Annotated in this window: 15 protein-coding genes; 5 read left to right on the forward strand and 10 right to left on the reverse strand. The window is 45.8% G+C overall.

What is annotated here, in order from left to right:
* Positions 1-9: 9 nt before the first annotated feature.
* The gene (locus tag CLV98_RS06385; RefSeq protein ID WP_229203245.1) at positions 10-2,250 is read right to left on the reverse strand and encodes a T9SS type A sorting domain-containing protein; all 2,241 of its coding nucleotides are present in this window, start codon (positions 2,248-2,250) and stop codon (positions 10-12) included.
* Between the two features lie 140 nt (positions 2,251-2,390).
* Between CLV98_RS06385 and CLV98_RS06390 the strand changes: the two genes are divergently transcribed.
* From CLV98_RS06390 to ahcY, 4 genes are all read left to right on the forward strand, one after another.
* Positions 2,391-3,713 (forward strand): UDP-N-acetylmuramoyl-tripeptide--D-alanyl-D-alanine ligase, encoded by a 1,323-nt coding sequence (locus CLV98_RS06390; protein ID WP_109673455.1) that lies wholly within the window; start codon positions 2,391-2,393, stop codon positions 3,711-3,713.
* Positions 3,714-3,937: 224 nt separating this feature from the next.
* A complete protein-coding gene (locus tag CLV98_RS06395; protein ID WP_109673456.1) occupies positions 3,938-4,489 on the forward strand; it encodes a peroxiredoxin in 552 nt (183 codons plus the stop codon).
* Between the two features lie 112 nt (positions 4,490-4,601).
* Positions 4,602-5,192, forward strand: coding sequence for a carboxymuconolactone decarboxylase family protein (locus CLV98_RS06400; RefSeq protein WP_109673457.1), 591 nt, complete (start codon positions 4,602-4,604; stop codon positions 5,190-5,192).
* A gap of 343 nt (positions 5,193-5,535) precedes the next feature.
* Positions 5,536-6,852: an adenosylhomocysteinase gene (ahcY, locus tag CLV98_RS06405; RefSeq protein WP_109673458.1), complete on the forward strand. Its 1,317-nt coding sequence runs from the start codon at positions 5,536-5,538 to the stop codon at positions 6,850-6,852.
* Positions 6,853-6,927: 75 nt separating this feature from the next.
* On the opposite strand, the gene CLV98_RS06410 is transcribed toward ahcY, so the two are convergent.
* On the reverse strand, positions 6,928-7,806 hold the full coding sequence (locus tag CLV98_RS06410; RefSeq protein ID WP_109673459.1) for a mechanosensitive ion channel family protein: 879 nt from the start codon (positions 7,804-7,806) through the stop codon (positions 6,928-6,930).
* A gap of 270 nt (positions 7,807-8,076) precedes the next feature.
* On the opposite strand from CLV98_RS06410, the gene purQ reads away from it, so the two are divergent.
* Positions 8,077-8,769 carry a phosphoribosylformylglycinamidine synthase subunit PurQ gene (purQ, locus tag CLV98_RS06415; RefSeq protein WP_109673460.1) on the forward strand — a complete coding sequence of 231 codons (693 nt, stop codon included), beginning with the start codon at positions 8,077-8,079 and terminating at the stop codon, positions 8,767-8,769.
* A gap of 89 nt (positions 8,770-8,858) precedes the next feature.
* Here the strand turns inward: purQ and CLV98_RS06420 are convergent, their stop codons facing one another.
* From CLV98_RS06420 to sov, 8 genes are all read right to left on the reverse strand, one after another.
* Positions 8,859-9,692 (reverse strand): anti-sigma factor, encoded by an 834-nt coding sequence (locus CLV98_RS06420; RefSeq protein WP_109673461.1) that lies wholly within the window; start codon positions 9,690-9,692, stop codon positions 8,859-8,861.
* Positions 9,689-10,234, reverse strand: a complete 546-nt coding sequence (locus CLV98_RS06425; protein ID WP_109673462.1) for an RNA polymerase sigma factor — start codon at positions 10,232-10,234, stop codon at positions 9,689-9,691. The genes CLV98_RS06420 and CLV98_RS06425 overlap by 4 nt, the downstream gene beginning before the upstream one ends.
* Before the next feature lie 334 nt (positions 10,235-10,568).
* Positions 10,569-11,297: a gliding motility-associated ABC transporter permease subunit GldF gene (gene gldF, locus CLV98_RS06430; protein ID WP_109673463.1), complete on the reverse strand. Its 729-nt coding sequence runs from the start codon at positions 11,295-11,297 to the stop codon at positions 10,569-10,571.
* A gap of 18 nt (positions 11,298-11,315) precedes the next feature.
* A complete protein-coding gene (locus CLV98_RS06435; RefSeq protein ID WP_109673464.1) occupies positions 11,316-11,831 on the reverse strand; it encodes a DUF4199 domain-containing protein in 516 nt (171 codons plus the stop codon).
* Positions 11,832-11,891: 60 nt separating this feature from the next.
* Positions 11,892-12,452: a DUF4199 domain-containing protein gene (locus CLV98_RS06440; protein ID WP_109673465.1), complete on the reverse strand. Its 561-nt coding sequence runs from the start codon at positions 12,450-12,452 to the stop codon at positions 11,892-11,894.
* Positions 12,453-12,489: 37 nt separating this feature from the next.
* Entirely contained in the window at positions 12,490-13,770 is a 1,281-nt protein-coding gene (locus CLV98_RS06445; RefSeq protein ID WP_109673466.1) for a dihydroorotase, read from the reverse strand.
* 129 nt (positions 13,771-13,899) lie between these two features.
* On the reverse strand, positions 13,900-14,280 hold the full coding sequence (gene gcvH, locus CLV98_RS06450) for a glycine cleavage system protein GcvH (protein ID WP_109673467.1): 381 nt from the start codon (positions 14,278-14,280) through the stop codon (positions 13,900-13,902).
* Positions 14,281-14,358: 78 nt separating this feature from the next.
* On the reverse strand, positions 14,359-21,516 hold the full coding sequence (sov, locus tag CLV98_RS06455) for a T9SS outer membrane translocon Sov/SprA (RefSeq protein WP_109673468.1): 7,158 nt from the start codon (positions 21,514-21,516) through the stop codon (positions 14,359-14,361).
* Positions 21,517-21,603 lie beyond the last annotated feature (87 nt).

Genomic DNA, 21,603 nt, shown 5'->3' on the forward strand with positions numbered 1-21,603 from the left:
CCTTTTGAACTAGCGAATCACTAGCTTCTTTGCTATTCGTTGGTCGCCCGTCTTAGCCTCAATGATATATATCCCCGCAGACAGGTTCCGGGTCGAAAGGATCCGTTCCTGTCCCGCCTGAAGTACCCCACCGTCCACGATCACGGCCCCATTAAGCCCATAGATTCGAATGGTACCATCCTGAGCCAGTTTCACTTTTACCGACTGGGTAGCCGGGTTGGGATACACCAGCAGCTGGTCCTTAGGAAGCGGCTCTACACCGGTTACCGTAATCGGAAGGATGTTTTGAAGCAGTAGCACTCCACCGGCATTGGTACCTACTACCACATCGGGCTTGCCATCGCCGTTATAATCGCCAATATTGGTTTGTAAAGAAACGCCTAAGAAAGGAGACCTGGGGTTGTCAGCCATTTGGATCATGCTGGTGGTACGCTCGGTCCACTGGCCCCATAAGCCCCCATGAAAAATTTTTAAAACTCCCGATTGATCGGCCGTCAAAAGGTCGGGTCGGTCATCCAAATCGACATCAGCCACTGAAACTTGCACGTTGCGTCCTTCAAAATTAAGACTCACCCCAGCGAATGACTCCGACTCTAACTGAAAAGAAAAGTTGTTGTTAGAGCCTGTATTCCGGTAGTAATTAATATTGCCTTGCGTCTTGCCCATCAGAAGGTCGAGATCGCCATCGGAGTCTGCATCATAGAAAAAGGGAGCGTCCATCAGCTGAGTACCACTCGGCAGGGGTATTTGTACCACCTCCTTCACATCCAGCTGTACGCCTCCCCCCTTCGATCGATTGGGAATATAGCGGTACTCGGGCTTTAGGTTATCTATATTAATGGCAAAAAAGCCCAGATCCACGACCCCATCTCCATTAAAATCGGTCCATTGGGGCCTGATGTTATAAATATTGAAGTTCCCCAAAATATCTAAATAGTTTTTGTCGACCACTTCAAAGCTAGGATCAACGGAAGTTCCGGTGTTCTCTAACAACCACAGGCTTCCTTTAAAGCCACTAGCACTGGCTACACCGCCTGTCCCCACTACCAAATCCAGATCGCCGTCCGCATCTACATCTATAAAAGTGGGCGCGGCATATTCCCCTACATCTAACATATGGGCCTGCAGGAAATTGCGCTGCACCAGCGAGAACGCAGGATGGGAGTCGGTTCCCGCATTATGATACAACCAGCTGGAAGAAGCGAAGTCCACAGCCAGACCATCGTTTCCCTCTGTATTGGGGGATATGGCCAGGTCTTTCACCCCATCAAAATCCAGATCCTCGTAATAGGCTGCCGGAAAGATGTGCATTTTTATTGGATCTTTTTCTGGAAAAGTATCGGTATACCGGTCAAAATTGGCAATAAGGCCTGTCTGGTTATTATACAGTACCGACACGTAATCGTTGCTAACATGGCCGGTGAGCAAATCTTTGGCTCCATCCCCATTCAGATCGGCCAGTAGAATGGAGTTTCCGGCATGTTCCACACGAGCGCTGGTAAGGTTGTCGGCCACATTACAGTCCACCCCAAAATCGAAGCCCGAAATATCCCCTTTGTGAAAATTGCCCCAACAGTTACCATTTCTGATAAACACCGGATCCGTTGCCGTGCCTAGGCTATCGGGCACACCGTATTTTTCCATGCTCAGATTCTGATGCAAGGAAATATAAGTCCCCGAAAAATCGAAGGTAAGGATATCCAAATCCCCATCGTCGTCGACATCGGCAATACCGGGCAGATCGGTACCCGACACTTGTAGATTGAGGATACTGCTAAACCCTTTGGTATAAAGCAAATCGCGCACCGGCAGGAAGGACCAGTCCCCCCCCGCCCCCGAATGGCGATAAACCGTAATACCCAACGGAGTACTCGTAAAAAGATCCTTATGCCCATCCCCGTCATAATCGGCCAAAACCATCCAATTAGATAGTTTTGGAAAGCGTAAGGCATAGGAAGGAGCATATATATAGCTTAATTCTCCAGACTCCTCAGGCAAGGCCCTTGTCAAAAAAGTAGAAACCCTTCCGTTGGTTCGGTCAAAAACGACCAAGTCGGGAAATTCGTCCTGATCCAGATGCATGGTGCCGTACTGGATGGCATTGAGCCCCCCAGCCCAAGGATTCTGAAGCTCCACCCCATCCAATGTAAGAGGGGTGAGGGAATCGACCTTCATCCAAGCTTGCTGGGCTTTTAGGTTGATTACCAGAAACAATTGTAGGGCCAATAGTAGGTACCAAAAAAATTTCATACGTCGGGTTGAAGAATTATACATTATTTTTGCTGACCATATCAATGATCTGGCTCATCGGTATGTAAACCTAACGAATTACAAGACCGTTTGATTGAGCATTAACTTTATTTTTATATTCCGAAATTCATCATATTCCCATGTATACCACCACTGAAGCCCTATACGATACCTATATACAACACCCACAAGTATTTACCGACACCCGTAAAATACAAGTAAACGGACTATTTTTCGCTCTTAAAGGAGTATCCTTCGACGGAAACCAATATGCGCATAAAGCCTTAGAGGACGGTGCCGCATATGCCATTGTAGACGACCCCTCCATAGTTCAGGACGAGCGCTATTTACTGGTAGAAGATGTGTTGACGGCCCTGCAGGATCTGGCCCGCCATCACCGCAAAACCTTTAACTTCCCAGTACTGGCCCTTACGGGTAGCAATGGGAAGACCACCACCAAAGAGTTGCTGCACAAGGTACTGTCTATGAAATATAATACCTATGCTACCGAAGGCAACCTCAACAATCATATTGGCGTACCGCTGACCCTGCTCGCTATTCAAAATAAAAAACATGAGCTGGCCGTCATAGAAATGGGAGCCAATCACCAAGGCGAAATAGCCATGCTGAGCAATATAGCCATGCCTACCCATGGGCTGATCACCAATATAGGCAAGGCCCATCTGGAGGGCTTCGGAGGAATTCAAGGCATCAAAAAAGGCAAAGGAGAACTATTGGATTACTTGTCCAAGAAAAAAGGAACCATTTTCGTCAATTCTAAACATGAGGATACCATGGAAATGGTGAGTAAGAGAAGGGCGTTTGGCGAAATCGTGTTCTTCGGTTCCGAAACCAGTCCCTCCCACCCCGAACTGCTCCGGTCGAGCCCGGTAGTAGCCTATAAGAGTAATAATGGCAAAATGATCGAAACCCATTTGCCAGGAACCTACAATTTTGATAACATAAGTGCCGCCTTGGCCGTAGCCAAATACTTTGAGGTCACCGACGAGGATGCCAACGAGGCGGTCGGCCAGTACCAGCCCGACAACAATCGTTCTCAAATCGTGCATAAAGGGAGCAATACCATCATTATGGATGCCTATAATGCCAATCCATCGTCGATGCAAGCGGCCTTACAAAACTTCGAAAACCTGGAGGCCCCCAGGAAAATAGTGATTCTGGGCGATATGTACGAACTAGGCCCAGACTCCGATGCCGAGCACCGGGCTTTAGGTGAGGCACTGGCCAACTTCCATTTCGACACGGTGATCCTGACTGGCCAACACATGCAGCAGGCTTTACCCGCGCTACCGAAAGCCTATTACTTTCCTGATAAATTCTCCCTTCACAATTGGGTGATGGATAACCCTCAAAACAATACTTTTTTCCTTATTAAAGGTTCGAGAGGCATGGCACTGGAAAGTATCTTGGCCTTACTCCCTGAAGGGAAAACCGAGGATTAACAACAACAAAATCATATAGCTAATTATTCCAATAATCCTATTTACAAAATCGATAGAAATATAGATAATTTCTATTGATACTACTACATTATAAATAAAACTAAATTCATTAGACAAACCCAACTCTTTCGCCATAAAGTACCAGCCACGCTGTTGCCTTGCACTAGGAGGCTGATTAACTTTGTAAAAATTAAAAAAATACAATCAACGATTTTACATTAATTATGGCAAATAGACTTTTATCGGTAGGATCTCAGTTCCCCGAATTTAAGAAGACAGCAGTAGTATCATTAGAGAAAGGAAATGAGTTTTATGATATCACTTCCGAAGACCATAAAAATGCGGACAAATGGATGGTTATGTTCTGGTGGCCTAAGGATTTCACCTTTGTATGCCCTACTGAAATTGCAGAATTCAACAAGCATGTTGAGGATTTCAGCGACCGGGACACGATCCTAATAGGAGCGTCTACCGACAGTGAATTCGTTCATTTGGCATGGCGTCAGAACCACGACGACCTTCGTGGATTGCACTTCCCGATGTTGGCCGACACTTCTAAGTCTTTGGCTGAGGAGCTTGGAATTTTGGAAGCAAACGAAAAGATAGCATACCGCGCCACTTATATTGTGGACCCACAAGGAGTTATCCGTTGGGTAAGCGTAAACGACCTTTCTGTAGGCCGTAATGTGAATGAAGTGATCCGAGTTTTGGATGCGCTTCAAACCGACGAGCTTTGCCCATGTAACTGGCAAAAAGGCGAGGCTACCCTAGCCTAAGCCCTAAGTTATCCCCCTTAAGACAGTTCACAACAGCGCTTTGTTCCTTCATGCTAGTTTGTGAACTGTCTTAATATCACCCACTTCCCATTTTATTTCAAACATACCAACCATGTACCCATTTGCTAGCACAGGGAGTACGAAAGACTCCTTGTATAAAGAATTCAATATTTCCGAAGGTTTTGAAAGTGTACTCATTGATAAATTAGCCGCTTTGGACCATCGCTATCTTAAAGATTTAAAGATAAATCTTACCAATGTACTTAAGGCACAAAACCTTAACAAAAAAGAGGCCCTACTCTTAGGCCTTTCGGTAGCTGTAAATGAGAAAAATACAACCCTGATCGACGCGCTTGAAGCCTTGGCAAAGGAAGAAGGGGCTGAAGACAAGGAAATTGCGGAAGTACTCGCCTGTGTTTCCCTAATGAATGCTAATAATGTATTCTACCGTTTCCGCCACTTTATGGACAAGGAATTTTACAATAATGCACCCGCCGGCATAAAGATGAGCATTATGGTCAATCCGGTATTGGGCAAAGAGTTTTTTGAACTACTTAGTCTGGTGGTATCTTCCCTGAACGGTTGTGAAATGTGCGTTACTTCGCATGAGCAGTCGGTACTCACCCATGGGGGTAGCCAAGCGCGCATCTTCGATGCGGTGAAGGTAGGCGCCATTTTCAAAAGCTTTACGGTGTTGCTATAATATAATTGGTGGTTGGCTCAAGTCCTCTACGGCTCTCCCTTCATGAGCTAACCACCCCACTTTACTCTCCTCGAGTGGCTCCCCCACAGGATCATCCCCCCCGGCCTACCCTTATTGGAACAGCTCTCGCAAATACTGCACGGGCTCCATACCGACAATTTATCTAATCGATCTACGCTGAGTCGGACTAATATCTAAGTTGATTTAGGAAATACCATCAAAATAGATAAAACATCTAAACTGGTCGCCATTCTCCCAATTTATATCTACTTTTCTTCTCAATCGTGGTATTTCTTATTAATTTTGTGTATTGAATTTGAACAAATTAAAACGAAATTTAAGCATGGCAACTACAACCGAAAAGTACATTCCTTTTAAGGTTAAAGACATCAATTTAGCGGAATGGGGACGTAAAGAAATTACCCTTGCAGAAGCTGAAATGCCAGGATTAATGGCCATACGTTCCGAATACGGTCCTTCTCAGCCATTGAAAGGCGCTCGCATAGCGGGTTGTCTACACATGACGATACAGACTGCCGTATTAATAGAGACTTTGACTGCTTTAGGTGCTGAAGTTACTTGGTCGTCTTGTAATATATTCTCTACTCAAGATCATGCTGCGGCAGCCATTGCAGCATCGGGAGTACCCGTTTATGCCTGGAAAGGTATGACTGAAGAGGAATTTAACTGGTGTATTGAGCAAACCCTTTTCTTTGGTGAAGACCGTAAGCCTTTGAACCTGATTCTTGATGACGGTGGCGACCTTACCAACATGGTGTTCGACGAGTATCCAGAACTAGTAGAGGGTATCAAAGGATTGTCTGAAGAAACTACTACAGGAGTACACCGTCTTTATGATCGTTACAAAAATGGCACTTTGCTTTTACCAGCCATCAATGTGAACGATTCAGTAACCAAATCGAAATTTGATAACAAATACGGATGTCGGGAATCGCTTGTAGATTCTATCCGTCGCGCTACCGACTTGATGTTAGCCGGTAAAGTGGCCGTAGTAGCGGGATATGGTGATGTAGGTAAGGGCTCAGCCGAATCGCTTCGTGGAGCGGGTTGCCGCGTTTTAGTAACCGAAATCGATCCTATTTGTGCCCTTCAAGCGGCCATGGACGGCTTCGAAGTGGTAACCATGGAAGAGGCTACTTCACGTGCCAATATTTTTGTGACTGCCACTGGTAACTATAAAATCATTACTGACCGTCACTTCCTAAACATGCGTGACAAGGCGATCGTATGTAACATAGGCCATTTTGATAATGAAATCGACATGGCGTGGTTGAACAAAAACTATGGCGCTACCAAGTCACAAATTAAGCCTCAGGTAGACATGTATACCCTAAATGGTAAGGATATCATTGTACTAGCCGAAGGACGTTTGGTAAACTTGGGCTGTGCCATGGGTCACCCTTCTTTTGTAATGTCTTGCTCGTTCTCCAACCAAACGCTTGCACAAATCGAGCTTTGGAACAATACGGCTAGCTACGAGAAAAAAGTATATGTATTGCCAAAGCTTTTGGATGAAAAAGTTGCCGCATTCCATTTGGCTCACGTAGGTGCAAAATTGGATACCCTTTCTGATGAGCAGGCTGCATATATCGGCGTCTCTACTGAAGGACCATTCAAGTCAGAAACCTACCGCTATTAATATAAAGTTTCCTTAGGGGAACTGATATAAAAAACCATGTAGAAAAAAGTTCTTTTCTACATGGTTTTTTTAGCCCTACCCCACATCGGTCGAAAGGTCTGGCTTGGGCACATATTCCAAAGTTCGAACGGGGAAGGGTATCACGATACCAGCCTTCTCGAAGGCTACTTTAAGCGATTTGATGGCCTTGCTCTTCGCTGGGCCAGGGCCACCTTTTAAGGGGTCTATCCAAAATAACAGCTGAAAATCGATACTGCTATCCCCAAATTGCGTGAACTGCAGCTCAACGGGGCGGGTTGCACTCAGGAAATCCAATGCCTTGATGGTATCGACGGCCAGCTCTTCCACGCTATTAAGGTCCGAATCATAGGCCACCCCACATTGCAATTGAATACGTCGCTCACCAGAATTACTATAATTGACGATGGGCTTCTGAAAAATATCCTTACTCGGCAGCTCCACATATTGCCCAGCAAAATTATCGAGCAATACCGAACGTAAATTAATAGAAAGTACTTTTCCGGTAAAGCCATTGGTTTCGATGATATCTCCTACACTAATAGGTCGCTGTATCGCAATAAAGGCCCCCGAAATAAAATTGGCCGTGAGGTCCTGAAAGGCGAAACCAATAGCCAAAGCGAGTACTCCTGCACCGGCTACCAGGGAGGCTACCGTTTTTTCTAGGCCCATCAGCCCCAGGGCAAAAAATATCCCTACCATAAAGATAGAAATTTTGGTAAGGGCGGCCAATAGTCCTATTAAAGCAGTATTACTCGACAGGCGAGTGAGGATGCGTGTAACGATCCGGCTCGTATAACTGGCGATATACCGAAAGGCAATCAGCATAAAAACGGCCAGAATTAGGTTGGGGATCAATTTGGCAGCGTCCAAACTCCAGCGATCCAGCTTTAACATCACTGGATCAACAATTCGCGAAAACTCTATTGTAAACATCAATATATTATTTTTATAGAATGCAAGATACTAAAAAAGGCATAAAGCCTAGGAAACACCGTTGATAACAACAAAACTGCTCTTTAGATTATATCTGGAGGGTAGATTTTAAGAAAAAAGAGTTGCGGCGATAGGTCGCATTCCTGTTAAGCATTATCTTTGTAGCTTATAGGCCTCAGGTGGAGTGTTTTTCCCGAAGGGCCACTATTGTTCAAAAGCATGTTTCTTGCCCTTTTGTGAGGCAAGGCTCAAATATAAAACGAATATCAGATGAAATTTGGAGTAGTAGTTTTCCCTGGTTCCAACTGCGATGATGACACCGTATATGCCTTACAGCATAACCTTGGGCAGCAAGTCGTAAAGCTTTGGCATAAGGACCACGACCTTCAGGGTTGTGATTTTATTATACTTCCCGGGGGATTTTCTTATGGAGATTATCTCCGCTCTGGGGCTATAGCCCGTTTCTCCCCCCTGATGAATGAAGTAATCGCGCATGCCAATCGCGGAGGCTATGTCATGGGAATCTGTAACGGATTTCAGGTTCTTTGTGAGGCTCAGCTCGTCCCTGGCGTGTTACTCCCAAATATCAACCAGAAATTTATCTGTAAAAACGTACATTTAAAAGCCGCTACCACCAACAGCCTCCTTACCTCGGGGCTGGACAAAGCCCGGGCCTATAAAATCCCCGTGGCCCATGCCGATGGAAGGTATTTTGCTGAAACCTCTATCCTTCAAGAGATTAAAGATAACGACCAAATTTTGTTTCAATACTGCGACGCCCAAGGGCAGATTACCCCAGATGCCAACATCAACGGTAGTCTAGAAAACATCGCTGGCGTATGCAATAAGAACAGGAATGTGTTCGGAATGATGCCCCACCCGGAGCGCGCCGCCGACGAAGCCTTAGGCAATACCGATGGAAAGATCATCCTCGAGCAAGTGTTGTCGGTGATGGTATCGTAGGTACCGATTTACCCGAATTATAAAGAGGAGGCCCCCATTTGGAGGCCTCCTCTTTTTGCTTAAACGGGGAAGTATCCCTATCTAATTCGCTACACATTGCCCATTACATACATTTCCTCCATGGTAGGGGTAGGACTCCCCCCTTCTTGCTCCAGGGTGATGGCAAAGGCAGAGGTGCCAGGTTTGGTTTTTTTCACTTTAAGGATCTTTTTATCGAAGTCCGAATCGAGCACTCCCATATCCACAGGCACACCGTCGACGATACTCCATAGCTGATACTGCTTGCCAGCAGGCACCGCCGGGAGTTTCTGTACATCCAGGACCACTTCCTGAGAGCTGTCGTTCCAAAATGCGGAAACCGAACTCTCCGGCGACTTTTCTAGGCCTACCAATCGTACCATCTTATAGGATGGATCGCGGTATAAGTCGGCCAATGCACTGTTATAGGCCAACTCTACCTCCATGCGTTCCATACGCTCGGCCATATCCGAATTAGCTCCGTTAAGCGCTTTGAGTTGATAGGCTGCCCAACCAGCCAATAGCGCCAGGACCAAGCCAGCAGCTACCGCCATTTTCGTCCATTTCGGACGGGTAGACGCCACCTGGGCGTCTTTCTCTACGTTATGTTCTATAGGGGTATTTCCCTTGTCTAAGGGGATAATCTTCGCATCGGTGCTCTCCTCTGTGCCCGGCCCATTATCAAAATCCATTTTGGCAAAAATATTAGCCTTGAGTTGCTTGGACGGAGCCTTTTGGTGTTTGAGGGCATAAGCTTCCATGGCCTCTTCCATACGAAGTACTTCTTCCTTGATTTCGGGATATATATGCGACATACACGCTACTTCCTGCTTCTCTTGTTCAGAAGCAGTGCCTAGTACATAGTCTTCTATGATTCCAGACGCTATATAGGCTTCTATATTCATACTGCAAAATATTGTTTTAGCTCTTGAAGAGCCGTTCTAATTCTTGACTTTACCGTCCCTAACGGAATATTAAGATTGTTGGCTATCTCTTCGTGGGTATACCCTTGAAAGTATGCCAAATCGACCAATTGTTTTCGCTCGGGCCGTAACAGCCCCACCAAGGCACGTAGTTCTTCTTGGCCGGAGTCGGGGCGCTCCGTGGAGTCGGCTTGGTCATGAACCGTCCTATCGTTGACGTCGACCATAGATGGCTTCCTGGTTTCAGTCCGGGTAGCGTCTATCGCCGTATTGCGTGCAATGTTCACAATCCATGTAAACAGTCGGCCTTTCTCTGGATTATAGAGCGCCATACGCTTCCATATTTTCAGGAAAACCTCCTGCATCACATCCCCTGCTCTTTCCTCATCCCGCACTATCTTGAGGATAATATTAAACAGAGCCCCTGAATAGTGATCATACAGGTATTCAAAGGCGGCTCGGTCGTTTCTTTTAAGACCCACCACCAGTTCTTGCTCAGTGTATTTTAACGTATTGGTCGCCAAAGGATGCTTAACATTTAATTGGTAGTATAAAAACGGTATTCATTAATTTTGAAAGGATTGCATACGAACTGAAACCCTCAATCTTAATTTAACTCCTCAATTCCAATCGGCTATTAAGCCCCGCTGACCTTTTCTAAAAATGGCACAAATCATTGCTTTAACGTATACAAATTCTAACTTACATACGCTTTTAGTAGCAGATTGGATTGAATCGTGAATCAAAAATTATTCTGGAACCCAGAATAAAAGAATAATGCCAAAAGAAGGAGCTAGAACAAAAAGCCTTCTCTCCCTCTCCGATAATACCAAAAAAATAAATAAACCAGGCAGTTATCTAGCGTTTCAATGTGGCTACCCGCTGAACGGTAAAGTATAAAAACAGGACTATTAAGCTCAATTGATATACTACACTCCCCGCTTCTACCAGTCCTTTGCCCACAGACTGATACTGAGCGTCCAGTGCCATATAAGAGAGCAACTGAGCCATAAAACCGCTATTAAAGAGTTGGGCTATGGCTCCCAACCCAATAAACCAGAAAAAGACCAATAGGACCGTCAACACAAAACCTACAATTTGATTTTCGTTGAGCGTAGAAGCAAAGATGCCCATGGCCACCATACAGCCACTCAATAATACCAAGCCAATATACCCCCCAGCCACGGCGGCGAGGTCCAGGTTACCTACGGGGTTCCCCAGTTGATATACGCTATATACAAATATCAGAGTGGGGAATATAGTAAGCAATACCAACAACCAATTGGCCATAAATTTCCCTAGCACCAATTCCCAAATGGTGATGGGCTTCGTCAATAGGAGCTCGATGGTACCCATCCGAACCTCTTCGGAGAAGGACCTCATCGTAATTGCTGGTATCACAAACAAAAACAAATAGGGAGTCAAATAAAAAAAGGAGGCCAAATCAGCATAACCATAATCCAGAATATTTGAGTCGGGAAACACCCATACGATGAGCCCTACAACCAGCAGAAAAACCGCCATGACCATATAGGCAATAAGCGAATTAAAAAAACTACTGAGCTCCTTTTGAAAAATAGCGTACACAGAAAATGGGTTAAATTCCTATTCAAAAACGGGTTTCTCTTTGCGAAGAATCAGGCTGATGATCAGGGAAAGAAAGAAACCTACGAGTAAAAATCCAAAAACTCCCATCAGGAACATCACTCCTGGAGTCATAAACTTCTGCGACATCGCCACAGCCTGGTCTATTTGGGCATCGTCCATTCCTCGGGCCTCCATATCGGAGCGCACCTTATTGATCCCCTCGGTGAGGGCGGAGTTGTCGATAAACTGCAAATAAAACATGCTAAACAAGGAGGAGAGAAGGCCCGCTATGGCCGACAGCAAGGTTCCCAAGCCTAAGCCCTGACCAAAGGTCATGAAGCCGCCGTTTTGTTCTTTATAATTTTTTAGGGCCAATACTAGCCCTACTATCAGAATAATAAAGGATAAGGAGCCCACCCATTGGTTACTCGTCATTCCGGCCACGCTAATGATGGTACTATATATCATCGTTGCTACCGCTGTCAATACGCCATACTTGAGGGCTACCCTCGCCGAACTTACTTGATCTTCCATCTGATGTAGGTTTAGTATTAAAGAACCATGTAAACTGAAAATAATTTTATTAAAATAAAACTACGCTTTTTTATGAAAAACCCCATAATCCTGTTGCCGAAATATCAAGGAAATAATTAATATCGGAATGATGGCCATCACTGTTTTTTTACTTATCTCATCGGTAATGATTTCCGATTTATCCATTTGCTGAATACTGGCAAACATTTTAGCATATTCCGCCTCTCCTATATTCTTTACGAGCTCGGCCTTTCCAGCCTCGAGCAAAGTAGCCATTTCGGCCAGATAACGGGTAAAGATGGTAGGGTCGACGTAGGTAACGAAAAGGTAAATCAACCAGCCAGCAATAAAAGAAGCGATCGTATTGACGATATAACAGATCGTAAGCGCTTCCCATAGATGCAGCAATCCCTTGCCTACCTTCTTGCGGTAATACCAGCATGCGCTGGCCATCATAATCACATGAATACCAAAGTCTAAGATCTTATTATTACCTAATGGTACAATCCCCATAAAATAGATCCCAAGAAAAAAAGCAAACACCAGTACCCCGGTAATCAAACCAAAGAGCATGGGGAGCTTTAACATTGGTTTGTTAAAATATTGTATTATCGCATTCATAATGAATTGGTATCAGTATCTATTGCATTGGTCCCTTTTAGAACCAACGTATCTCTCCACGGTTCATAACTCCTAACACCTTTCCTTGAAGCGCCTGGCCCAAGAAGGGTGAATTTTTGGACTTCGAAAGTGTCCGGCTATAAGTCCATGAATCCTCAGGATTAAAAAAGGTAAAGTTGGCGCGTTCTCCTACTGCAATCTTCGGAACAGGCATTCTTAAGATTTGTCTTGGGCTTCGGCTCAGCTTATCCACGACGGTTTCTACATCCAACCCAGAATGGGCTATGGCGGTAGAGAAGCAGGTTTCTAGGCCTAACATGCCCACTTCGGCATGGTCGAATTCCAGATTTTTACTCTCCTCATCTTGGGGGGAGTGATCGGAAACGATGGCGTCGATGGTACCATCCACAAGTCCCCTTTTAATGGCCTCCCGGTCGCGTTGAGAGCGAAAGGGTGGGCTCACCTTTAAGTTTGTGTCGAAACTCATGAGGTCTTCATCTAAAAAGGCCAGTTGATGTGCCGCCACGTCACAGGATACGGGAAGCCCGTTTTCTTTGGCTTTTCGGACATGCTCCACGGCTTCGGCCGTACTAAGAAGAGAGATGTGTAACAGCGGATTGGTAGGGCGCTCAGGACGTCCCTCCAAGGCGTATGCCAACAGTTTCAAATCGCGAATAACCATCATTTCTTCCGCTAAGGATGGAATACCCTTCATTCCTATTAAGGTACTGGTAACCCCTTCATGCATTTGCCCAAACAAGGCCAGTTGGCCATCTTCGGGCTTATTGATCAATAAAGTATCTAACGGCAACAGATACAGAATAGATTTCAGTAATATATCGGCATTCTGAAGGGTTTTGCTTCCATCGGTAAAGGCGCTTACTCCGGCCTGATGCAAGTCCATCATCTCCGTAAAATCCACACCGTCAGTTTTACGCGTGACCGCTCCAGCCACATGTAACTTCACTACCCCATTATCGCCTGCCGCCTGGATATACCTAATCGTATCTTTGCTTTGAACAACCGGTTCGGTATTGGGCATCAGCAATATTTCGGTAAATCCTCCCCGCTCGGCTACTAAGCGGACCGTCTGCAAGTCCTCCTTATGCTCTAAACCCGGATCTCTGGAGCCTACCCGCATATCGAGCCAGCCTATCGAAACACACAGTCCCTCTGCCTGGTACTCCTTCGCATTTGGAGCTATCAAGGCATCCCCTATTTCTTTAATAACACCGTCTTCTACAACAATATCTTTGGTAAGCCCGTTAAATTCGGACTCTTTATCAAAAATTCGTGCCGACCGAATTAAAATTTGCATTTAATATGTACTTTAATAAATTTAGACACTCCAATCTACTACGCTAAGCCCAAAGGCTTGTACCGATGTGCTGCCCTAAGTCTTTGAATTTTTTCAAAAAAAAAGCTCCCTTAGGAGCTTTAGCTTCTTTTAAGCACCAACAAAGTGTTTATACTCATCGGCAGATAATAATCCGGTAGCTGCATCGGCAGCGTCGATACTGATTTTAATCATCCAGCCTTCGCCATAGGGATCCGAGTTCACCAGCTCAGGTGCGGCATCCAATGCTTCATTTACTTCAAGAACTTTGCCTTTGACAGGAATAAACAAGTCAGAGACCGTCTTTACTGCCTCTACAGATCCAAAAATCTCTCCCTGCTCCAACTGATCACCAACGGTATTGATATCTACATATACAATATCACCCAGTTCTTTTTGAGCGTGTTCGGTGATTCCTATAAAAGCTTGGTCGCCTTCAATGCGGATCCACTCGTGATCTTCTGTGTATTTAAGTTCTGCTGGGAAATTCATGATTGATCTCGAATAAAGTTACTGTAATATTTCACCCACAAATTACAGGATGTCGAAGCTATTTTCCAAATACTAATTTTATTCGGCCAAATTGAATTTCAACTGAATTCCACCAGCCGTACTGGATCGATAAAAGGAATTCGACACCAAGGGGTCGTTAAACGTCCTATTGAAGTACAAAGTAAAACTCAACCGGTTGTTTACCATATAGTTTATTGTGGGATTCAATTGAAAATTGATATTACCCGCTATAGGGATATTTTCTCCATCAAACTTCCTTTGAATATGACGGCTATCTCTAAAGGTCAACCCCAGTTGCATAGTCAAATCGTTCTTCAAGGTTTTTTTGACCCCATTGAACTTGAATGGCAAGGGTACATTATTTTTGGTAAAACCAATATTGACGGTGATGTCCTGATTAAACAATTCGGCCACTTGCGAATTGGACAAATTCAGGGCTACTGTCCTATCCCGGTTATATTCTAGCCGGGCCGTCACCCGGCTCTGGGTACGGACTTCCATGCCTATTAAGGGTTGAAACTTCTCGGATAGGGTGATGGTGCTCATGGCAAATACGGGTATGTACTGGCCGAGCTCATTGAGCCGTGAGGAAATGGGGTAACCCATCACCGCTAGGTTGACATACAATGCCTCATAGTCCAAAGAAGAAGTAAAGTTCCCGACGCTGTAATTGGACATGTATTTATGCCTTAAAACAAAGGAACTAAAGAATCGCTTGAATACTTCCAGTCTCGACAAGCCACTGTAATTGATATCCCAGTTGGGCATCGGGAATTTCAAGAATGGATTGGTACGTACGGTGTTGGGGTCCTTGCCTCTGTAAGCAGCGAAGAAAGCGGCAATAAGAACATCCTGCGAGTTTTCGTTATATTCCCCACCGTTATTATTCTCCTGGTTGAGCCGGTCGCGTAAAATGCTCCTGTACTCCCTGAATTTATCGAACACTTCGGAGGTGTTATCCCTATTGGCCTTTTCAAAAGCCGTTTTGAAGGAGAGGAAGGACATACTAAACTGCCCGTTTCGGAGGGCACTTTGCGATACAAACTCACTTCCCACATTCTCGGGCCTATAAAACTCCTGATAAGCGTCCTGTCGGGTCAACTGGGCACTGATATTCATTTTAAAATCCCTAAAGGGCTCTAAACTGGTGTTCGCTGTAAACCTTTTGGCAATGGTTTGTTGAAAAGGTTGATTCTGCTCGGTACTCGTCGATATCCATCCGTTTTGAGCGGCCCTTACCTGGAAGTCACGATACTGCTGCCCGAGTACAAAGCCTAATCCTGGCGCCTGAACCTGGTCTAAACCAAAATATTTCGGGGCACGTAGATAACCAGGCAAGGAGGTGGTCTCCTCGACGGTATAGCTAAAGTTAATCCCTCTTACCGTCATCAGCAAGCGGGTAAGGCTTTTGGCAAGGTCGGTGGTCCGCATGTCCACTTCTTCCATGTCACCCGGACTCCTCGCAAAGTTTTTGCGACCTGCCGAAGGAGTGTTGGCAAATTTCAAATACTTGAGTTTATTATACAAGGCCACGAAGTCGACCCTACCCGTCACGCCTCGTTCGCGATTATTACTAATTATATTCCCAAAAAGCTCCCCATTGGAGTCGGTCAATCCGTAGGCATTGGCCTGAAACTGATACCCTACCGAATGCCGGTAATCGGCACTCATCCAATCCAGTATCGGGATCTGATCGAGCGGTAGACGGTACGTCAGATCTATATTTTGGTTATAATTCTTAATCCTCCCCAGTCTTTTAAAATTCGTCCATAGCGAATCCTTTTTCTGTTGACTGTCTATCTCCCCATAGGGCTCATCGATAATGGCGTTGGCCGTGGCCGAATACGTGAGGGTCATGTTACGGGTGAGGTTCCAGCCTAGGTCGTAGGCCCTATTGAACCAGAAATACTTTTCAAACATCGGCTGAATCCCATCGATGGTAAGGTCGGCACTACGTAGCTGGGTTTTCAAATACCGGCGATCCACATCGGCACGTAACGACACCATATTGGGCAGCGGGGTAAGATTAAAGTTTTTGATCCACTCGCCCCAACGGTCCGTAGTCTCCCAATTTTTAAAGGGCTCTATGGCTTTCGGTTGACTACTATAGGTATAGCTGATCCCTCCCTTATACATACGCTGGGTGTATTCCTGAGTCAGGATATTTCGGCGTCGGTCGTCGCTGAAGGCATAGGTAAAGGCAAAGTTCTCAAAATCATAAAAATGATTGACCGCCCCTGGTTTAGTTTTAACCTTTCGAACATTGGAGAAGTTAATCCCCCTTTTTGTCGAACTTTCTTCCACCATACGCCTATAGCCGTCACGCTCTTCCTGGGTGAACAGGTTATCCAAAGAAGTGCTCAATGGAGTGTCCGGATCTAAGGGGTCGAAATGTGGCCTTACCAACCGCCGGTCGTAACTGACAAACATGGGGATGCTAAAACCCCAGCTTTGAGGGAGGAGCTTATCGAGCGCCACATTGGACGATACCCCAAACTCGGTAGTTAGGTTTCTGGACCGCTCTCCAATACGCTGCTGAACGCTACCAAACCCGACGGTTTCGACCCTTCCCGATGCAGAGACGGTGGCAAAGTCGGCCAACTTAGCGTCCAACTGTGCTATAGCCGCCACCCCTCCTTGATCGTCGAAGCCCTCTACGTGCATCTCATCGACCCAGATACAGAAACTTTTGGAGGCTTGGTCGGCTGATTTTGTATTTCGTACGCCGATCATCATCACCTTTACGGCGCTAAGATCAGGATTTCCCACTACCGACAGCTTGTATTTGCCATCGCTGGTGGTAGTCGAATAGGGCAAGCTTTGATTATAATCCAACTGCTGGTTGCGCAGGGCCTTTACATTAATAAGGTCCGACAGGGCCAAGTTAATCTCATTGCTCTCAGGCCATATCTCCTCGGCGGTATTGGCCGACGGCAAAGTAGCCTGCAAGGCCGCAAGGTCTATTTCATAGTAGTTCTGGGTAAGGTCGGTTCCCAACCGTAGGAAAGCTCCCACCATACCACTTTCATCCTGCTCGTTTTGCATGTGAATATACATCCGCAGTCTTTTACGGAAGAGCAAGTCTAGATTGACATTTTTGTATACAGCCCTTGCGTCGCCATCTCTCAGGTTGGTCACACATACGCTCATAGATTGTTCGTTCAACAGCAAGGGGGGACGTTGGGTATTATCCTGATCCCGCGTCCATCCAGGAGGTAAAGTATATTGATACTTTCTGTCTGAACTCGTATTGGCCTGCCCATTTTCTTCAATACTGACCGTCCCGATCGTCAGATTAGCATCGTAAGGTTCGGGGACTTCGCCTAGCTCTGTATTGTCCAAATCGGCCGTATACTGACGGTACTGTTGGCCTACCATTTGCAGCTGCGCAAAACGTAGCACAACAGGCTGCTGGAACTCGGACAGATACATGCGGATAAACCGAATGGACTTAAAGCCATTGATGGCTCCAACGGTACCCGTAAATTCCTGTATAGGGACCCTAAAAAGATACCAATTCTGCCCATCCGTCACGGTTTTATCAACAATAAATCCGCTGCCCACCTCTAGTTGGTCGGGTCTCAGGGGAATTTCATATTCGTAATAAGCTTCGTTATCGTTGATGGTATTGTCCACGTTCATGTCCTCACCATCGGGTAGGTTGGTAGCGGCGGGGGTTACGCCAGCACCGCCTGTACTTTCGGGCGAGTTGTTTTCCATTCCCACATAGTTCTTATACCGCTCCAAGATTTTGGCATCGGCTTGGTCGAACTGATCTCCGAGAAAAAATTGGAAGTCATCGCCAGAGGGGTCGGCCAGGATACGATCCTTAGCCTCCTGGCTTAAGGTGGCGGGCAATTTATCTATAAAAGATTTAAAGAAAATGCGCTCTTCTTCGTTACTAAGTCCATCCAAACCCACATCTTGCTTGGCACGGGCACCCGACTCATTGCTAAAGGCATTGATCAGGTACTGCGATTTGGTAACATAGCCCCAGGCTGTAGAGTCAACATTGACCCCTACCACCTTGTCGACTAAGGGCAAGCCATTTTCAAAATTATAGCGCTCATCGGGGATTACGTCCTCCGAAATATCGCCAAGGTTAAAAACCAGTTTACCACCTGTGGTATTGGCCTTATTTTCGAAACCGTCGCGTACGATTCCCTTTTCGTCCTTGATAAAGGGATCGAGCATCCAAAATTCTATGTTCTCAATATTGGCATTATCGAAATCGTTGTCGGAGGTGATGGCCCTGGTCAAAGCCCCATAATTTTGGGTGGGATTTTTAAGCCTTCCATCTGGCTGCAAATCCGTATTATAATTGTACATCCCCCTCTCGCTAGGATAGTAAGCGATGTCCAGGATATTTTGAGGATAAGTTACCAAGCCAGCTATAGACCGGTTCGGAAATATCTCATTGGGAAGGAAGAGCCTTTCATAGAAATTCTCCCGGTCGGCTTCTGTGATATTGGCCGGGGGATTATACCCTCCACCTAAGCCTTGGTCGCCTCCAAAGATATTGTCGACCGTATACGCCGATATCTTCGCTCTTTTATAGGCATATTCGAGGTTATTAGCCGAACTCCCTACCCTGAACTTTTCGGGAACCGACCCAAGGCTCCATTTTTGCGGCTGCCTTGCCAAGTCATAGACGGTCCGAGTAGACTCGAAGTCATCGACCAAAGAGCGGTTATTTACGTCGTTACTCACTCCCGGAAAGAGTTTGGCAAACTCGGCCTTGAACCGGATAGACGACATCTCCTTGGTTTGGATCAGGGGTAGCTTATCTAACCACCTGGTCAGAAAGGGAACATCCTTCCTGTAATTGATATCGAAACCCAGCATGGTGTTATTGACGGGTTCATTCCCTATCGACACCCTTGTCAAAAATCCCGCCGTCCTTTCTTTGTACTTAATGGCCGTCATCCCCACACTTAAGTCCCGGTTGACCACATAGTCCAGGCGCGTTCCCACCAAGGTTCTAATTTGATTTTGGAACATATCGGGACGCTCATATTCGATCACGATTTCCCTACCCGAGTTCAGAACGCTAGAATTTATAATCTTTACCTGGCCGATTTGAGCCTCCACCAAATAGTCGGTACCGGCACTCAATGGCACCCCACCGGAGGTCACCGTCACCGACGACTCCAGCACGTTGAACGGCAACTGAACGGTGGTACCCGAACTAGACTGATACGATCCTTTCAAATAATACTTATTGCGCTCCGTAACCTGTTGCGCATCGATCATGGTTTTGTCGTAGAGTTCGTTGAACACATACTTGCTGCGAAACTGGTCCTCGCCAGCTGCAAATTTGCTAGAGAGCGTATTCCCAAAAGGCTCTAGAACCGGAAATATAATTTTCCCCGTTTTAGTGTCGACAGTTATGCCCTCGATAAAGTCAAAATTACCGTCGGGCTGCAGGTCGTTAACGGGATTGAGCCTATCGAGTCCCATTAGCCGTATTAATGGTAAGTTGGCAATGCTACTCTCTTGTAAATTGGGGTTATCTATTCCCGTCAGGTCATCCTTGTAAATAACCCGTAGCTGGAAGCCTTGTTTGTCCATCTGACCCGAACCCAACGAATAAATATTCTTCATCATCAGGTCCCACATGGGCAAATTGGTATTATTCCTGATCGTCGAAGACTTCAAGAGCTTAAGGGCGATCACCTCATCGTCCTGTCGGTTTTGATAATCCTCCGTGAGTTCCCCCACCTGATAGGCCCTTCCATTGAGGGTATATTCATAGGAAACCGCCAATATCTCGTCGTTTCTTAGGGCCGTGGTCAGCGATATGTACCCCAGCTGTGTATTATAGGTATAGTCCCTGTCAGCAACCAATTTCTTGGCACCACGCAGCAACTCATAATCCACCGTTTTCTCGAAGCCTAGGCCCGAGATGATCCTATTGGCGTTGTCTACCTGCCTGAATCCATCATTATTTTGTAAGGTATTATAGAGTCCATTGGTTTTATTGTCGACGGGCAAATTGGCCTGAATAGGCGCCAAATTGGCGTTACCTTTTCGATAAGGGTCCGGTTCCCCCATATCGGCGAAGGCCACCAAATTCCTTAATGACTCGGTGGTGGTGGTTCGGTTGGTAATGTATACCTCCAACCGGGTAATGGCCATCCCAGAGGTTATATTCGGAGTACTTTGCAGAGATTTCTCATAGTTATCCCTGAAATATTGTGAAAGAAAGAAGTTTCGGTTTTCGTCGTAAGTATCCGCCTTAATTTCAAACTCCCTACTCTGGGCACCTCCACGCAGCACCATACGCTCCTTGCTCGAACGTTGATTGGATGCCACGACACTAGCACTCAAGCGGCCAAATTGCAGGTCGGTACGAAGTCCAAAGAGGTTTTGAACACCGGGAATTAACTGGCTATTGATGGCCCAATTGATATTACCGGCTTCTATCTTACGTATAAAGCTTTCCTCTGGATTCTTATAATTTAACCGTATGGCATTCTCAAAATTAAAGTTGGCTTTGGTATCGAAGTTGGTTTGAAATCCCAGCTGATCACCAAGTTTGGCATCGAAATTAATATTGATCTGCTGATTAAAAACAAATTGGGTATTGCGTCGCTGACGAATAGGAATGGCCGGATTGTCCAAAAACTGATTCATAACCCCCAAATCCAGCGAAACGAAACCCGTAGGTTTGAAATTGATAAAATCGTCGCCCAATAGTTTGGTCAGGCCAGGGGGCACATCCAGCTTGGGCATTAGCCCCCGGGCTCCCATGGCACTCTTTCCGTCCTGCCGGGCAGCGTAGTCGCTCAACAGGCTTTTAAAGGCTCTTTTTTCTTGCAGCTCATCATACTCGTCGAGTTCCAAGAATACCGGTTTTTTGTATTCCAGGTCGCCCTTTCCCGTATTGATCACCTCCGACACCCCTAACTTCCCCGAGCTATCCATCAGGATGCGCGTAGAAATGGTTGCCGGGTCCTTTAGGTAGAGCGAAGACTGAGGCCGAGGTTCTATCAATTTATTGGCATAGTAATCCTGCAACCTATTTACCATTTGGGTATTGGTACGGCTCACACTCTTGGCTGAACTGTCAGGAATGGTATCCTCTACCATTACTAAGGAGGGCCTGGGCCTATTTTCAAGCGTCTCCACTTCCGATACTGCAGTGGCCAATAAAACCGAACTTGCCGAAAATGTAAGAACCTTAAAAAGTATAGAGTAAATTGTAGACGACAAAGCTAAATTTCTATTTTGAAAGGAAAATGGTATAACTAAAACTCCTTGAACTCAATATCAATCCAATGCAATATTCAAATATTGTTA

Origin of the sequence: Dyadobacter jejuensis (assembly GCF_003149085.1) — a bacterium.
Taxonomy (GTDB): Bacteria; Bacteroidota; Bacteroidia; order Cytophagales; family Spirosomataceae; genus Dyadobacter; species Dyadobacter jejuensis.

Excerpts from the sequence above, each read along its gene's own strand:
- CLV98_RS06385 (WP_229203245.1), bottom strand. The coding sequence starts at position 2,250 with ATGAAATTTTTTTGGTACCTACTATTGGCCCTACAATTGTTTCTGGTA.
- CLV98_RS06390 (WP_109673455.1), top strand. The coding sequence starts at position 2,391 with ATGTATACCACCACTGAAGCCCTATACGATACCTATATACAACACCCA.
- CLV98_RS06395 (WP_109673456.1), top strand. The coding sequence starts at position 3,938 with ATGGCAAATAGACTTTTATCGGTAGGATCTCAGTTCCCCGAATTTAAG.
- CLV98_RS06400 (WP_109673457.1), top strand. The coding sequence starts at position 4,602 with ATGTACCCATTTGCTAGCACAGGGAGTACGAAAGACTCCTTGTATAAA.
- ahcY (WP_109673458.1), top strand. The coding sequence starts at position 5,536 with ATGGCAACTACAACCGAAAAGTACATTCCTTTTAAGGTTAAAGACATC.
- CLV98_RS06410 (WP_109673459.1), bottom strand. The coding sequence starts at position 7,806 with ATGTTTACAATAGAGTTTTCGCGAATTGTTGATCCAGTGATGTTAAAG.
- purQ (WP_109673460.1), top strand. The coding sequence starts at position 8,077 with ATGAAATTTGGAGTAGTAGTTTTCCCTGGTTCCAACTGCGATGATGAC.
- CLV98_RS06420 (WP_109673461.1), bottom strand. The coding sequence starts at position 9,692 with ATGAATATAGAAGCCTATATAGCGTCTGGAATCATAGAAGACTATGTA.
- CLV98_RS06435 (WP_109673464.1), bottom strand. The coding sequence starts at position 11,831 with ATGGAAGATCAAGTAAGTTCGGCGAGGGTAGCCCTCAAGTATGGCGTA.
- CLV98_RS06440 (WP_109673465.1), bottom strand. The coding sequence starts at position 12,452 with ATGAATGCGATAATACAATATTTTAACAAACCAATGTTAAAGCTCCCC.
- CLV98_RS06445 (WP_109673466.1), bottom strand. The coding sequence starts at position 13,770 with ATGCAAATTTTAATTCGGTCGGCACGAATTTTTGATAAAGAGTCCGAA.
- gcvH (WP_109673467.1), bottom strand. The coding sequence starts at position 14,280 with ATGAATTTCCCAGCAGAACTTAAATACACAGAAGATCACGAGTGGATC.